We start from the raw sequence: 13012 nt of genomic DNA, 5'->3' as shown, positions 1-13012 counted from the left end.
CTGGCGGGCTATAAGGCGCAGAAAAAAATGAACGGCCTTTTATAATGATCAGAACGGGTCCATATCCGGTTTTTACTATGACAAAGTTTCCGGTTATCCCAAATTCTTCATCGATGATCATCTGTCTTTTGGAATTCCCACTCTTTTAACGGCAACAAAGGCAAAAACGTTTCAGGATAAGCAGACATTTTACAAATTGGATACATTTTGTTCTCAAATAACGGAGCACCTGTTCTGCATGAACAGGTGCTCTTTGTTTCTTATGGAACAAGATTCTTCGTCAAATTTGGCCATCATCCTGCTTATTTCTTGGAATGTAAAACGTGAAGGAAGTTCCTTCGTTCAGCATGCTGTGTACGGTGATCGATCCGTTGTGTGCATCGACGATGTTTTTGACGATCGCAAGTCCGAGGCCCGTCCCGCCTTTTCCTCTCGTCCTTGCTTTATCCGCCTTGTAAAAGCGTTCAAAAATAAACGGCAGGTCCTCTTCGGGGATGCCGCTGCCCGAGTCTTTCACGGCGATCTTCAGCCCGCTTTGCGCTGACTGCACATCGACATGTACGGTGCCCCCGGCATTTGTATGGCGGATCGCGTTGTCAATCAAGTTTGTTAAAACCTGCTCCATTTTGTCCGGATCAAACACAAATTTGGCTTCATGCAGATCAAGATTGTGAGAAAGCGTAATCTCTTTGTCCCCGGCCACTCCGTAGAACTTCCTGAACACTCTCTCGAAAAATTCGCGGAGCTCCACCGGTTCAACGTTTAAGGAAATATGACCCGCCTCCATTCTGGCAAGGTCCAGCAAATCATTCACAAGCCTTCCCATTCGTAAAGACTCGTCATAGATGACCTGCGCGATTTCCTTTTTTTCTTCCTCAGAGCTTGCAATGTCGTCAACGATTGCTTCACTGTATCCTTGAAGCATCGAAATCGGTGTTCTCAGCTCATGGCTGACATTGGCGATAAAATCTTTTCTCAGCTTATCAAGCCGTCTTTCCTCCGTCATATCCCTCAACACGGCGACCGCTCCGCGCACATGTGACTGATTGTACAGCGGACTCATGAGCAGCACCCATGTTCTGCCTTGCAGGGTCATTTCAATCATCTGCTCCTTCTCCGTGCTGACGGTGTTTTGAAAAAGCTCGCGCGCTTCAGGAGGCAGTTCATGGCCTTCTTTTACATTCATGTTCTGCTCATAATACCAAGCCTGTAAAAAGCGTTCAGCCGGAGGGTTAGTCACAAGGATCGTCCCGTCGATATTGATGGTGATCACGCCGTCGGCCATACTGCTTAAGATATTCGATAAATGCTCCTTTTCCTGATTGAGCGCCGTAATATGGAACTTCAGCTGGCGCCCCATTTGGTTAAAGGCAATCGCCAGCTCGCCGATTTCATCCTGGGTCAGGATCGGAATCTTCGTATCAAACTTCCCTTTTGCAAGATCCTGTGCACCTTGCCGCATTTTTCTGAGCGGGTAGGTAATCCGGCTCGACAGGAAGAAAGCGAAAATCGTCGTTAACACAATCGCAATCGCAGCGGCAAAGAGAATATACCTTGTCGTATGCTGTGTCGTATCTTTCACGGCAAGAAGCGATTGAGAAAGAAACACCATGCCTTCATTTTCGTCTTTCCCGTACGGTACACCGACAATCAGCTGATCGTTCTTTTGATTGGAGATGACCGTCCGCTTCTGCACTTTTTGATGCTTCTGAAGCGCTTCGTTCAGATCGGGATCATTTTTAATATCTTTTAATGTGATGGAAGCCACTTTTTGATTTTCCCGCGGTGAATACCAATATTCATTCTCATTTTTGATAACGGTAATGCTCGTCAGTTCATCGGCAAGCTCCCATGTAATCGATCTGGCTGTCTCCTGGTCTTTATGGTTTTCCATGATGACGGCCACCTTGCTGGCGAGCTTTGTCAAATCAGCTTCCGCCTCATCGACATGGTAGTTTTCAATAAACTCAAGCAGAAAGAACGTAAGGATAAATAAGACAAATGAAACCAAAAGCAGTATGGTAAACCACAGTTTACCGACTACGCTCTTCCAAAACTTCATTCGTTTCCGACCTCAAATTTATACCCGACACCCCATACCGTTACGATTTTTTTCGCAGCTTTCGGCGAGACTTTGTTCAATTTTTCACGTAGACGTTTAACATGGGTGTCGACCGTTCTCAAATCGCCGAAAAACTCGTATTGCCATACTTCCTTCAGCAGCTTTTCACGATCGTATACTTTATCAGGGGTTTTGGCCAGGAAGTAAAGCAGTTCATATTCTTTCGGCGTCAGGCTGACTTCGGTTCCGTCCGCCATAACTCTGTGAGCATCGTGATCAATGGATAAGTGAGAAAAAACAAGAACATTTTTTGCCGTTGTATCTGTATTCAGGTAAGAGGTTTGCGATGATCTTCTCAAGAGCGCTTTGACTCTCAGCACCACTTCCCTCGGACTGAAAGGTTTTACAATATAGTCATCGGTTCCGACTTCAAAGCCCTGCACCCGGTTAGCTTCTTCGCCTTTCGCCGTCAGCATGATGATCGGAGTGGCTTTTTTGTCGCGTACTTGGCGGCATACTTCAATACCGTCTGTTCCGGGCATCATCAAATCGAGCAGGATTAAATCGTATTCGTTGCCCAGGGCTTTATCGATGGCTTCGTCGCCATTCTCGGCTTCCTCGATCTTATAATTTTCCCTTTCCAGGTACATTTTTAAAAGTCGTCTGATTCTTGCCTCATCGTCTACTACTAATATTTTTGTCTCTTTCGTCTGTTCCATCGTAAACCTCCTGATTTGAATCTTCTTACATTCATTTTATTAGAAAAGCGATCGTAAGCCAAGCTAAGAATGGCCGTTCCGCAATTTAAAACGATAAGCTGCGGAAGGCCCGGCGAAAAGCCCGGACCTTCCTGCACCGCACGGATCATGCATAAGAGTGAAGTCCGGCGATGACAAGGTTTACAAAAATAAGATTAAACATAATAATGGCAAAACCGATGACGGCGAGCCACGCCGATTTTTCGCCGTGCCAGCCTCTCGAAAGCCTGAGATGCAGATAAGCTGCATAAAACAAAAATGTAATCAGCGCCCAGACTTCTTTCGGATCCCAGCCCCAGAATCTGCTCCATGCCAGCTGTGCCCATATCATCGCGAAAATAAGCGCGCCAAGCGTAAAAACCGGAAAGCCGATCGAAACGGAGCGATAGCCGATTTCATCGACAAGGTCAAGGTTCACATTTTTCACGAGCGGCTGAAGAAGCTGACTGATGCGTTTTCTGATGATCAGCCTAATGACACCGTAAAGCAATGCGCCGGTTCCAAACGACCAGAGAACCGTATTCAGCTTCCGGCCTGAAAAAATAGGCGGCACATTGACAAGCGGCTCCATTCTCTCCTCTGTTAAAAGTTCGCCTTTGTTCGGTCCGATCAGAGCGGGAAGCTCGTAAATCATGACGTCTTCCTGGTTGTCTTTATCAATCCACTTGAACTGCGCCTCATAGCCCCCAATGCGGAATGAGGTCGTGACAAGGATAAACGCGAGCGTTGTCACAAGCATAAACATGACAAATTCGAGCCAGAACGTTTTTTTGCCCGGCTGTGACTGATCCACATGCTTGAGCAGAAAGATCACGCCGGCGACAAAGCTGATGGCGAGAATCGCCTGTCCGAGAGCTGCAGTCGTAACATGAATATACAGCCAGTTGCTTTGAAGCGACGGAATCAGCGGTGTGATATCGGTCGGAAACATGCTGGCATATGCGATCAAAAGCAGGACAACGGGAAGCGTAAACAGTCCCAATGCAGACAGCTTGTAAATAAAGTAGATGATGATGAACGCCAGGACGAGCATCATGCTGAAAGCAGTTGTAAATTCAAAGAGATTGCTGACCGGCGCGTGTCCGGAAACGATCCATCTCGCAATAAAATATCCAAACTGGCATACAAATCCGATGATCGTGATCAACACTGCGATCGATGCCCAGCGGTTCTTCTTCTTCCGGTCTGAAGCCTTGCTCCTGATGGAGCCGCCAAAAAAGAAGACCGCTGAGAGATACAAGAGAAATGCCGCGTACAATAAATTGCCGCTTAACTCTGCCATGAAAACCCCTCCCTATGCTGGCCGTTTATTTTTTTTCCTTTGACAGTTCTTTTTGATCGGCCGGTTCGGATATCCCCGTATCCGCGAGCGCGGCCTTCAAGTCCTGCTTCAGCCCGTACCAGTTTTTGTTCGTATGTCCGGCGACGAGCACATGCCCGTCCAGCGTTCTGAGCCAGATCCTTCTATGGTGCCAGTACATCCCCTGAATGACGCCGATCATAAAGATGGCACCGCCGACAATGAGCACCCACAAAGTCAAATCTTTTCTAATTGTGAGGCCTGAGAGATTCTTCGTTTCGACATGGTCAAACTTCATTTTGTATTTATTGTCGTCAGAACCTTCGATTGTTTCCTGAATCGCCACGAAACTTTTTTCTCCTTTAGGCTTATCCGGTGCGGTGATCTGGAATACAAATGCCGGATTGTTCGGATTCCTCGTTTTCGTGCTCGGTTCCCCGTCTTTGTTAAAATAAAAGTCCGGCAGGTAGCTTGCTATATGAACTTTGTAACCGTTACCAAGATCATATTCCGGTTTCGGCTCCAAGAGGTCGATTGCCACTTTGCCGAAGGATTTCCCGCTGTCTTTTTCAATCAGCTGAAACACCATTTTGTCGAGCTCGCCTTCCTTGTATGTCAGCTGATAGAGTGCATATGAACCGAATTTCAACGGGTCATTGACCTTGATCTTGCCGTTTTTCACTTTCTTCAATTCAGGCGCTTCGCCCGGCAGGCTGTCATTTTTTCTTTCATACAGTTCAACATCGGTTTGATATGTTTTTGCGACAGTCCCGTCACCAGCTTTGGTGATCGCCTCTGAAAATACTTCTTTTTCTTTTTCACTGTCGTACATTTCTTTTATAAACCGGTTGTTTTTCAAATAGTAATGGCCGTCAGTTCCCGGAATTGGCACCGTTTCCCCTTCCCTGATCCAAAGGGTTTCGTCGACATACATGCCCGGGACAAATCTGAGCATGACCCCGATGAGGAATATAATCAGTCCGATATGGTTAACATATGGGCCCCACCTTGAAAAACGGCCTTTTTCGGCAAATAGGTTGCCGTTTTCTTCCTTGACGCGGTATCGTTTTTTCTTCAGCTTACCGATGATTTGCGATTTTGTGTCCTCAGACATGTCCGCTTCCGTCCGGCTGAATAGGCGCTGCCTCTCCATAAAGTTCGGATTTCGCGTGACGCCCTGGTTTTTCAGAGCCCTGTACAAAGGAACGACCCGGTCAAGGCTGCAGATGACAAGCGAAATGCCGATTGAGGCAACCAGAATAATAAACCACCATGAACCGTAGAGATTGTGAAAACCGAGAGCATAATAGATTTGTCCGAGAAGCCCGTATTGTTCGCTGTAGTATGTATCAGCCTGCGCACCCGGCGGCAGGAACATTTCCTGCGGAAATATCGTTCCAAAAGCCGATGCTGTCAGCGTAATGACGATCAGCCAGACGCCGACCTTTACAGACGAAAAGAAATTCCATATTTTATCTACGATCGTTTTATTATAGGTTTGAGAGCGTCTCGCACTTCCGTCATACCGCATGTCAAGGAGTTTGGCATCCTGTTTGACGAGCGGCTTTCCGCACGATTCACACAAAACGGTACCCGCCGGATTCACATGGCCGCATTCGCATTTGATTTCTTTCATCATGACGATCCCTCTGGTTTGATCATATTCATATAATCGTGGATCATCCGTTCTGTCATCTCGCCCGTCACGACCTTGACAATCTCTCCGTCAGGGTTGATCAAAAACGTGGTCGGCAGCGGTGTGACATCATATGCGTTAAGGACCTGCCTGTCTTTATCAAGCACAACCGGAAAATTGACGCCGTGGTCTTTCATAAAGTTTCGGACGGCGAGGTTCGATTCGCCGACATTGACGGCGACGATTTCCACCCCTTTATCCTTAAACACCTTGTATTGATTCGCCATATAAGGAAATTCTCTTTTGCATGGTTCGCACCATGTTCCCCAAAAGTTTAAAAATACCCCTTTGCCTTTTAGTTCGTCCAGTTTGAGACGGTTGCCGTCAACATCCTCCAGCGAAAAAATGGGAGCTTTTTCCCCCACCGCCACACTCTCCGTGTTTTGAAACACGGCGCTGTACAGCGTGTAGCCAAGCGCTGCAAGCAGCACAAGGAGGATGCCTGTCCGAATGTAAAAACGCTTTTTTTTCATAATCCGCCCCCTCATGTAGACATTCAGTATCATTATATCATCTCAAGACTGACTGCCATTTGCCTTTTTTGAAGGTTGTGTGAAAATTTAGAAAGCCGCTTTACCGTGTTCTGCCAATGCCCTGAGCCTTTTGACTTCATGAGGCGTAAGCTCTCTTTTTTCCCCTGTTTTCAAGCCCGCCAGGTTCAAAAAAGCATACTCTTCCCTTTTCAGCTTGAGCACCTCGTGTCCGATGGCTTCAAACATTCTCCTGACCTGGCGGTTTCGCCCCTCATGGATCGTGATTTGGACGATGCTTGTCTGCTTTTTCTTATCAAGCGACAAAAGCTTCACTTTTGCAGGAGCTGTCTTTCCATCCTCAAGGCGCACGCCCCGCTCAAGTTTTTTTAAATTCTCCTTTAAAGGAATGCCTTTCAGCTTTGCTACATACGTTTTATTAATTTCGTATTTCGGGTGCATCAATTTATTGGCGAAGTCCCCGTCATTCGTTAGCAATAAGAGGCCGCTCGTATCATAATCAAGCCTTCCGATCGGATAAATCCGCTCCTCCACCTCGGTGAAAAAGTCGGTCACAACTTTCCGGCCTTTGTCGTCTTTAACTGCTGATATAACCCCTCTCGGTTTATACAGGAGAAAATAAACGGGTTCTTCGCTTTCAAGCTGGATGCCGTTTACCTCAATCCGATCGGAGCTTGATACTTTAACGCCAAGCTCTCTGACGGTTTTGCCGTTGACCGTGACTCTCCCTTCTTTTATAAGCTCCTCCGCCTTCCGCCTCGATGCGATACCGGCGTGGGCGATTACTTTTTGAAGTCGTTCCATATCTTTCACCTCATGTATTATCTTACTTTTTTCCAGACCAACAAACAAGTTTGCGAGGCGCCTTCTTCCTTAGGAAAGTAGCACTCCGCCCTTAAATGTATCCTTTCTCACCTCAAAAGTAAAACAGTTTTGGCTAAAAAGCAAAAAGCGCCTGTTGATCAGGCGCTTCCAAACAGCAATGTTACAATAATTACAGACGCGATAACCCCCGCTAAATCAGCAAGCAGTCCCACCTTTAAAGCATCCCCCATTTTCTTGATTCCGACCGCTCCGAAATAGACGGTCAAAACGTACAGAGTCGTGTCTGTCGATCCCTGCATGACAGAGGCCAGCCGGCCGATGAACGAATCGGGCCCGTAAACTGCGATTAAATCGGTCGTCATGCCGAGCGCTGCCGTTCCCGAAATCGGCCGGATCAGAGCCAGCGGAACCACTTCCGTCGGAATTCCCACGGCGGAAAACACGGGCTTTAAAAGATTCATAAAAAAATCGAGCGCCCCTGAAGCCCGGAAAACCGTGATCGCTACAAGCATACCGACTAAATAAGGGATAATGGAAAATGCAATTTGGATTCCTTCCTTCCCCCCTCAACAAACGCTTCATAAGTCGGAACTTTTTTGAATGTACCGTATAGCAGAATCGTGGCGATGATAAACGGGATAAGGGCCAGAGAAAGCCAGTTGATGAATTCCAAATGCTCACCCCTTCTTTTTTCTTCTATAATAAAAGTATCGGTCGATGAAGATCGCAAAGATCCCCGATATTAAAGTCGCCAAAATGGTCGGACCGACGATGTCTGTCGGCGCCTTTGCATCATATGTCATCCTGACCGCGATGACGGTCGTCGGAATCAAGGTAATGCTTGACGTATTGACCGCCAGAAAGGTGATCATTGAGCGGCTCGCTTCCCTGCGGTTCCGGTTGAGCGCCTTCATCTGTTCCATCGCTTTAATACCGAGCGGTGTCGCTGCATTGCCCAATCCGAAAAAGTTGGCCATTAAATTGGATAAAATATATCCCATCGCCGGATGATCCGGAGGGATCTCGGGAAACAGCTTTGAAATGAACGGCCGGCACAGCCTGCTGAATTTTTCGAGAAGCCCGGACTGTTCAGCGATTTTCATCAGCCCCAGCCAAAAAACAAGGACGCTCATCAGTCCGATCGCAATCGTGACGGCTTCCTTCGATCCTTTAAATACAGCTTCATTAACTTCCTGAACCGTTCCGTTGAAAAGCGCAAACACCAGACCGATCACCGTTAAGCCGACCCAGATTATATTGACCATGATGAACCGCCCGCCGCTTTTTGGAATACGGATTGAAAGGTCTCGAAAAACGATTTTTTCGGTTTTTTGTTTCGCTCGTTTTCATAATAGATCGGTACGCTTGCAATCGTTTTTCCGTCGAACATGACGTTCATTTCTCCGATGATGTCCGGGATTTCTTTTTTGTTTTTACGCCATGATTTTTTCGGTTCAAGAAGCTCGATATCAACCTTCACATCTTCTTTTTCCTCTTCGTTTAAAAGATATGTGACATCCCGTTTAATAAAAGCTTTATTTCCGTAAAAAGAGTCTTTTAATTTCGGAATCTCGCCTTTTTTGGCGATGATATATGTTTTGTAGTGGCCGAATACATAGTTGAACATGTTCATATGATCATTCCAGTCGTCAGGGGCATTGATTGTGACGGCGATCAAATCGGTTCCGTCTTTCGATGAAGTGGAGACGAGCGTACGCTTTGCAAGCTTTGTATATCCCGTCTTCCCGCCTGTACTGTATTTGTAAAGCCCTGTTAAAAGCTTGTTTTTATTTCTCCAGATGCCTTGCATCGTTTCTGCTTTATAGCGTTTCGTTCCGGCGATTTTTTTGTACGTTTCATTTGTCATCGCATATTTTGTTAAAAGCGCCATATCATAGGCCGAGGAATAGTGATCAGGGTGGTCATCAAGTCCGTGCGGATTGCGGAACAGGGTGTTTTCCATGCCGAGCTCGGCCGCTTTTTGATTCATCATGTAGACAAAGCCTTCCAGGCTTCCGCCCACATGTTCGGCAATCGCAACGGCTGCATCATTTCCCGATCTCAGCATCAAACCGTAAACAAGGTCCTTCAGCTTCACCTTTTGCCCGCTTGTTAAATAGATCGATGATCCCTCTGTCCTGACCGCTCTGTCGCTGACCGTGACCGTCTCATCCAATTTGCCCGATTCCACGGCCAAAATGGCTGTCATAATCTTCGTAATGCTTGCAATGCGCCGTTTTTCATGCTCATCCTTTGCAAACAAAACCCGTCCGGATTGCCCGTCCATGACAATCGCGCTTTTTGCGCTGATATGAAGGGAGGGCTGTGCTTGAGCGGTTTCGTATGAAGAGCATAAAAGAGAGCATATCATGATGGCTGCTGCCGCTTGTTTTAGAAAAAAGCGCATTTTTTCTCACGTCCTTGTGGTTGTTTGTACAAGTTTATGCGCTTGTCTTTTTGTTATGAACACCAATTGGATGATTTCCCGAGAAAAATCTAAAGCAAGATAAAAACCCCCCTTTCATGAAAGGGGGAGTTCCGGCTCACGGTTCATTTAAGCTATGATCTCGGCTGAACCATCTTCATTCGATAGTCAGTCGCATAGTATTCCAATTCTTCTCTCATCGATTGATATCCTGTTTCAAGCGAAGCCATCAAATTTTTTAATGAGGCCGGCGCTGGTTCGTGAAAGCAAATGGCGTTTTTTCCCGTGTAGGCCGCTCTGCTGTCTTCGTACCAAGTATCTTTTTTCGGTGTAAAAAATTCTTCTATGCATCGATGATAGACCTGATAGAGCGTCCTTTCGGCTGCAGCCTCCTGAAAAGGATCCTGCTGCAGCCTGATTCGGCAGGCCGCAAGCCCTTCTTCACAGTACACCGCCAGTTTTCTCAAGTTGCTGAGGACATCGCGATAATAATCTCTTCTCCCGGGCTCTTCGGCTTCAAGGGATGAAAGCGTCGTTTCGTTTAAATAATCGCACAGCGTCTGAACGGTCTGTGCTAAAAATTCGCCTGCCTGCTCGGTTTGGGCTCTTGCCATAGATTTTCCCATTGGTGTCGGCACCCTCTCCTCATCGCTTTGTTACAATCGTATTCTTTCATGCATGAAATTAAACATAAAAAATACGATAATATATATTATCATACTTCGGTCCTTAAGGTGAGTCTATTTTAAATCTTCGAACGTCTGGTTAAAGTTCTCAAAGAACAGATCGGCTTCTTCCTGAACCCCGTCTTCTTCTACATTTTCGGGCAGCGGCGGAAGCTCTTCAAGCGTTTTTAAGCCGAATTGTTCAAGGAATGTTTCGGTTGTACCGTACAAGATTGCCCTGCCCGGTCCGTCCGCCCGGCCTACTTCGCACAACAGCGCTTTTGCGACAAGGCTCTGGAGAATCCGTTCAGATTTGACCCCTCTGATCTCCTCGACTTCCGCTCTTGTAATCGGCTGCTTATATGAGACGATGGCCAAAACTTCGAGGGCAGCCTGAGAAAGCCCTTTTGAAGGGGCTTCAATCAGCTTTTTCAAATAGACGGCGAATTCTTTTTTGGTCGAAAGCATGTACGTATCTGCGTATTCGACAAGCTCGATGCCCCTGTCTTCTTTTTCATAGGTTTCTTTGACATCAAGCATAATATCCTGAAGCTCGGCTTCATCGATCTCCAAAACGGATAATAGCTGTTTTTTTGTCAGGCCCTCGTCGCCGGCGGCATACAAAAGCGCTTCGACAATGGCTTTCCAATTCACGATATCAAGCGTCATGAATCGCTTCACTCCCTGTTATGTAAATGTCTGAAAAGTTGTGTTCCTGTTCAATGATGATCAGCTGGTTTTTCATCAGCTCCAAAATCGCCAAAAACGTCACAACGAGATGCTCTTTCTGTTCGTACGGGAACAGTTCCATAAAATGCATCCTTTTACGGGACGATTTCAAACAATCGACGATTTGCGTCATTCGTTCTTCTATCGGTATTTCCTGTCTTGAAATTCTAGTTTCAGACGGCCGGCTGATTTTTTTGCGGTTCAACACCTTTTGAAATGCCCCGAGCATGTCGTAAACGGTGACGGACAGCTTTTGCTCGCTGAGTTTGATTTCCTTGGCATAGTCGCTCAAATCGCTCGGCGGCTTCGCGAATGCTTTTTGCCGCTCTTCCTCGCGCTCCTTCAAATTTTGCGCGGCACTTTTGTATTTTCTGTACTCTATTAATTTTTCAATCAATTCTTCTCTCGGGTCCTCTTCTTCCTCGAGAAACTCTTCGTCAAAGAGCTCCTCTTCCTGCTTTGGAAGGAGCATTCGGCTTTTAATGCTGAGAAGGGTCGCGGCCATCACCAAATATTCACTGGCCACGTCGAGCTCAAGTTCGCGCATCGTATGCACATATAATAAATACTGCTCGGTTATCTTCGCAACAGGTATGTCATAAATGTCTATTTCAAGGCGGTTGATTAAGTGCAGCAGCAGATCCAGTGGCCCTTCAAACGCCTCGATTTTCACCTGATATTCCATGTTCATTTCTCACCATTTTCAAAATCGCTTCTAAGCCGGCTAAAACTGGCTACCCTTTAGTATAAATTACGCGTCTGCATGAGTCCAATATAATTTAAGAAGCTTTGGCATTCGCCTATACGATTTGAGCGTATGCTGCATAGAATACTGTGTAAAATCTTAAACCTGAGGAGGGAACAACATGGGAGGTAAAGGCTTCGGCTACGGCGGAGGATTTGCTTTGATTGTCGTTCTGTTTATTTTGTTGATTATTGTAGGAGCGGCATGGATCTATTAACATAAAAATGAGAAGCGTCCTTTACCGGGCGCTTTTTTCATAGCCTGGATATATCAGCCGTTTTTCCTCCGTTCCGTTCTTATGATACACTTTAACGGAAACTTAAAGGAGGATGTCAGATGTATCCCCAAGCTTATATCGATTACCTGGCCGAATTCCACGGGTCAAGGGATTATTTTGAATGCCACGAAATTTTAGAAGACCATTGGAAAAAGGACAATCCCGGCGAGCGGAAATCATACTGGGTCGGGTTGATTCAGCTGGCAGTCGCACTCTATCATCAGCGGAGAAACAATTTTGCCGGCGCAGAGAGATTAATGGCGAACAGCATTCGCATCCTGGCGTCCGAAAAAGACGCAGTCGAATCGCTCGGATTGGATTACAGCCGCTTCATCAAGCTGTTAAGGAAGACGTACCAAAAAATCAAAGCCCATTCTCCTTATGAAAGCATCATGCTTCCGATCACAGATGAAGCTTTGATCAAAGCATGCCGGAAAAAATGTGAAAAAAGGTCGTATGAGTGGGGAGCAAACGATCCACCAGACGCCTTCATCATCGATAAACACCTGCTGAGAGACCGGACTGAAGTGATTGCCGAGAGGGAAAAACAAATCGAACGGCGAAAAAAGAGCAGAGGCTAGAAGCCTCTGCTCATTGGTTATATGTGATGTCTTCATTTTCGTGATCCTGACAGCGCTCAAAGAATCCTTTAGTTAATTCATTCGGAACCAGCGGTTTAGGTGCAAACATTTGCGAAATGGCCGACACCATTTTTTTGCCGATTCCTTGATGACGGTGAGACGGGTTTACACTGATATGCTTGATCTCGACTTCTTCTTCTCTTTTCTCTACTCCTACACAGCCGACAATATCCTCGCCTTCTTTCCATAGGAACAGCTGCCTTTCAGTGTCCGTTTCATAGTCTTTAATTGTCTGCTGAAGCTGCTTGACGTCCTTCTCATTCGGCATAAACGAAAGGAGCCCCATCGCAATCTTTTCGAATGACTTTTTATAACGAATTAACATAAATACCCCTCAATATATCAAAATGTGGATCTAACGAAGGCTAGTCGCTTCACATCACATTATAAACATTTTT

Annotated in this window: 14 protein-coding genes and 1 pseudogene; 2 read left to right on the top strand and 13 right to left on the bottom strand. The window is 46.2% G+C overall.

All coding sequences use genetic code 11. From position 1 onward, the window contains the following. Nucleotides 1-280 precede the first annotated feature (280 nt). The 12 genes and pseudogenes from ACVC9U_RS07095 to ACVC9U_RS07040 all read right to left on the bottom strand — a co-directional run bounded on the left by ACVC9U_RS07095 (nucleotide 281) and on the right by ACVC9U_RS07040 (nucleotide 11636). Nucleotides 281-2062, bottom strand: a complete 1782-nt coding sequence (locus ACVC9U_RS07095; protein WP_145653122.1) for an ATP-binding protein — start codon at nucleotides 2060-2062, stop codon at nucleotides 281-283. Continuing rightward, a complete protein-coding gene (locus ACVC9U_RS07090) occupies nucleotides 2059-2781 on the bottom strand; it encodes a response regulator transcription factor (RefSeq protein WP_020451999.1) in 723 nt (240 codons plus the stop codon). Before ACVC9U_RS07090 ends, ACVC9U_RS07095 begins: the two co-directional genes overlap by 4 nt. A 145-nt stretch (nucleotides 2782-2926) precedes the next feature. Next, nucleotides 2927-4102: a c-type cytochrome biogenesis protein CcsB gene (ccsB, locus tag ACVC9U_RS07085; protein ID WP_020452000.1), complete on the bottom strand. Its 1176-nt coding sequence runs from the start codon at nucleotides 4100-4102 to the stop codon at nucleotides 2927-2929. 25 nt (nucleotides 4103-4127) lie between these two features. After that, a complete protein-coding gene (gene resB, locus ACVC9U_RS07080) occupies nucleotides 4128-5756 on the bottom strand; it encodes a cytochrome c biogenesis protein ResB (protein WP_025808105.1) in 1629 nt (542 codons plus the stop codon). Continuing rightward, on the bottom strand, nucleotides 5756-6289 hold the full coding sequence (gene resA, locus ACVC9U_RS07075) for a thiol-disulfide oxidoreductase ResA (protein WP_003183090.1): 534 nt from the start codon (nucleotides 6287-6289) through the stop codon (nucleotides 5756-5758). Before resA ends, resB begins: the two co-directional genes overlap by 1 nt. 87 nt (nucleotides 6290-6376) lie before the next feature. After that, entirely contained in the window at nucleotides 6377-7111 is a 735-nt protein-coding gene (gene rluB / locus ACVC9U_RS07070) for a 23S rRNA pseudouridine(2605) synthase RluB (RefSeq protein WP_003183092.1), read from the bottom strand. A gap of 158 nt (nucleotides 7112-7269) precedes the next feature. Further along, a pseudogene (locus tag ACVC9U_RS07065) lies at nucleotides 7270-7805 on the bottom strand (spore maturation protein). A gap of 4 nt (nucleotides 7806-7809) precedes the next feature. Beyond that, nucleotides 7810-8397: a nucleoside recognition domain-containing protein gene (locus tag ACVC9U_RS07060; RefSeq protein WP_003183096.1), complete on the bottom strand. Its 588-nt coding sequence runs from the start codon at nucleotides 8395-8397 to the stop codon at nucleotides 7810-7812. Then, nucleotides 8385-9503 (bottom strand): D-alanyl-D-alanine carboxypeptidase family protein, encoded by a 1119-nt coding sequence (locus tag ACVC9U_RS07055; protein ID WP_369878958.1) that lies wholly within the window; start codon nucleotides 9501-9503, stop codon nucleotides 8385-8387. Before ACVC9U_RS07055 ends, ACVC9U_RS07060 begins: the two co-directional genes overlap by 13 nt. Nucleotides 9504-9691: 188 nt before the next feature. Continuing rightward, complete coding sequence (locus tag ACVC9U_RS07050) at nucleotides 9692-10183, bottom strand: YpuI family protein (RefSeq protein ID WP_003183101.1); 492 nt, start codon at nucleotides 10181-10183, stop codon at nucleotides 9692-9694. Nucleotides 10184-10297: 114 nt separating this feature from the next. Beyond that, the gene (gene scpB, locus ACVC9U_RS07045) at nucleotides 10298-10891 is read right to left on the bottom strand and encodes an SMC-Scp complex subunit ScpB (protein ID WP_023857488.1); all 594 of its coding nucleotides are present in this window, start codon (nucleotides 10889-10891) and stop codon (nucleotides 10298-10300) included. Next, nucleotides 10881-11636 carry a segregation/condensation protein A gene (locus ACVC9U_RS07040; RefSeq protein WP_075754113.1) on the bottom strand — a complete coding sequence of 252 codons (756 nt, stop codon included), beginning with the start codon at nucleotides 11634-11636 and terminating at the stop codon, nucleotides 10881-10883. Before ACVC9U_RS07040 ends, scpB begins: the two co-directional genes overlap by 11 nt. A gap of 181 nt (nucleotides 11637-11817) precedes the next feature. Between ACVC9U_RS07040 and ACVC9U_RS07035 the strand changes: the two genes are divergently transcribed. Continuing rightward, nucleotides 11818-11913: a YjcZ family sporulation protein gene (locus tag ACVC9U_RS07035; protein WP_003183108.1), complete on the top strand. Its 96-nt coding sequence runs from the start codon at nucleotides 11818-11820 to the stop codon at nucleotides 11911-11913. 119 nt (nucleotides 11914-12032) lie between these two features. Further along, nucleotides 12033-12554, top strand: coding sequence for a DUF309 domain-containing protein (locus ACVC9U_RS07030; RefSeq protein ID WP_075754111.1), 522 nt, complete (start codon nucleotides 12033-12035; stop codon nucleotides 12552-12554). 10 nt (nucleotides 12555-12564) lie between these two features. On the opposite strand, the gene ACVC9U_RS07025 is transcribed toward ACVC9U_RS07030, so the two are convergent. Then, nucleotides 12565-12939 (bottom strand): GNAT family N-acetyltransferase, encoded by a 375-nt coding sequence (locus ACVC9U_RS07025; protein ID WP_020452011.1) that lies wholly within the window; start codon nucleotides 12937-12939, stop codon nucleotides 12565-12567. Between the last annotated feature and the right edge of the window lie 73 nt (nucleotides 12940-13012).

This window comes from Bacillus sp. GM2 (genome assembly GCF_056155945.1).
Note: the sequence above shows the minus strand (reverse complement) of the source record. Positions and strands in the feature narration are given on the sequence as shown.

Excerpts from the sequence above, each read along its gene's own strand:
- ACVC9U_RS07060 (WP_003183096.1), bottom strand. The coding sequence starts at position 8,397 with ATGGTCAATATAATCTGGGTCGGCTTAACGGTGATCGGTCTGGTGTTT.
- resA (WP_003183090.1), bottom strand. The coding sequence starts at position 6,289 with ATGAAAAAAAAGCGTTTTTACATTCGGACAGGCATCCTCCTTGTGCTG.
- ACVC9U_RS07035 (WP_003183108.1), top strand. The coding sequence starts at position 11,818 with ATGGGAGGTAAAGGCTTCGGCTACGGCGGAGGATTTGCTTTGATTGTC.
- ACVC9U_RS07090 (WP_020451999.1), bottom strand. The coding sequence starts at position 2,781 with ATGGAACAGACGAAAGAGACAAAAATATTAGTAGTAGACGATGAGGCA.
- ACVC9U_RS07025 (WP_020452011.1), bottom strand. The coding sequence starts at position 12,939 with ATGTTAATTCGTTATAAAAAGTCATTCGAAAAGATTGCGATGGGGCTC.
- ccsB (WP_020452000.1), bottom strand. The coding sequence starts at position 4,102 with ATGGCAGAGTTAAGCGGCAATTTATTGTACGCGGCATTTCTCTTGTAT.
- ACVC9U_RS07040 (WP_075754113.1), bottom strand. The coding sequence starts at position 11,636 with ATGGAATATCAGGTGAAAATCGAGGCGTTTGAAGGGCCACTGGATCTG.
- ACVC9U_RS07050 (WP_003183101.1), bottom strand. The coding sequence starts at position 10,183 with ATGGGAAAATCTATGGCAAGAGCCCAAACCGAGCAGGCAGGCGAATTT.
- ACVC9U_RS07095 (WP_145653122.1), bottom strand. The coding sequence starts at position 2,062 with ATGAAGTTTTGGAAGAGCGTAGTCGGTAAACTGTGGTTTACCATACTG.
- ACVC9U_RS07030 (WP_075754111.1), top strand. The coding sequence starts at position 12,033 with ATGTATCCCCAAGCTTATATCGATTACCTGGCCGAATTCCACGGGTCA.
- rluB (WP_003183092.1), bottom strand. The coding sequence starts at position 7,111 with ATGGAACGACTTCAAAAAGTAATCGCCCACGCCGGTATCGCATCGAGG.
- resB (WP_025808105.1), bottom strand. The coding sequence starts at position 5,756 with ATGAAAGAAATCAAATGCGAATGCGGCCATGTGAATCCGGCGGGTACC.
- scpB (WP_023857488.1), bottom strand. The coding sequence starts at position 10,891 with ATGACGCTTGATATCGTGAATTGGAAAGCCATTGTCGAAGCGCTTTTG.
- ACVC9U_RS07055 (WP_369878958.1), bottom strand. The coding sequence starts at position 9,503 with ATGATATGCTCTCTTTTATGCTCTTCATACGAAACCGCTCAAGCACAG.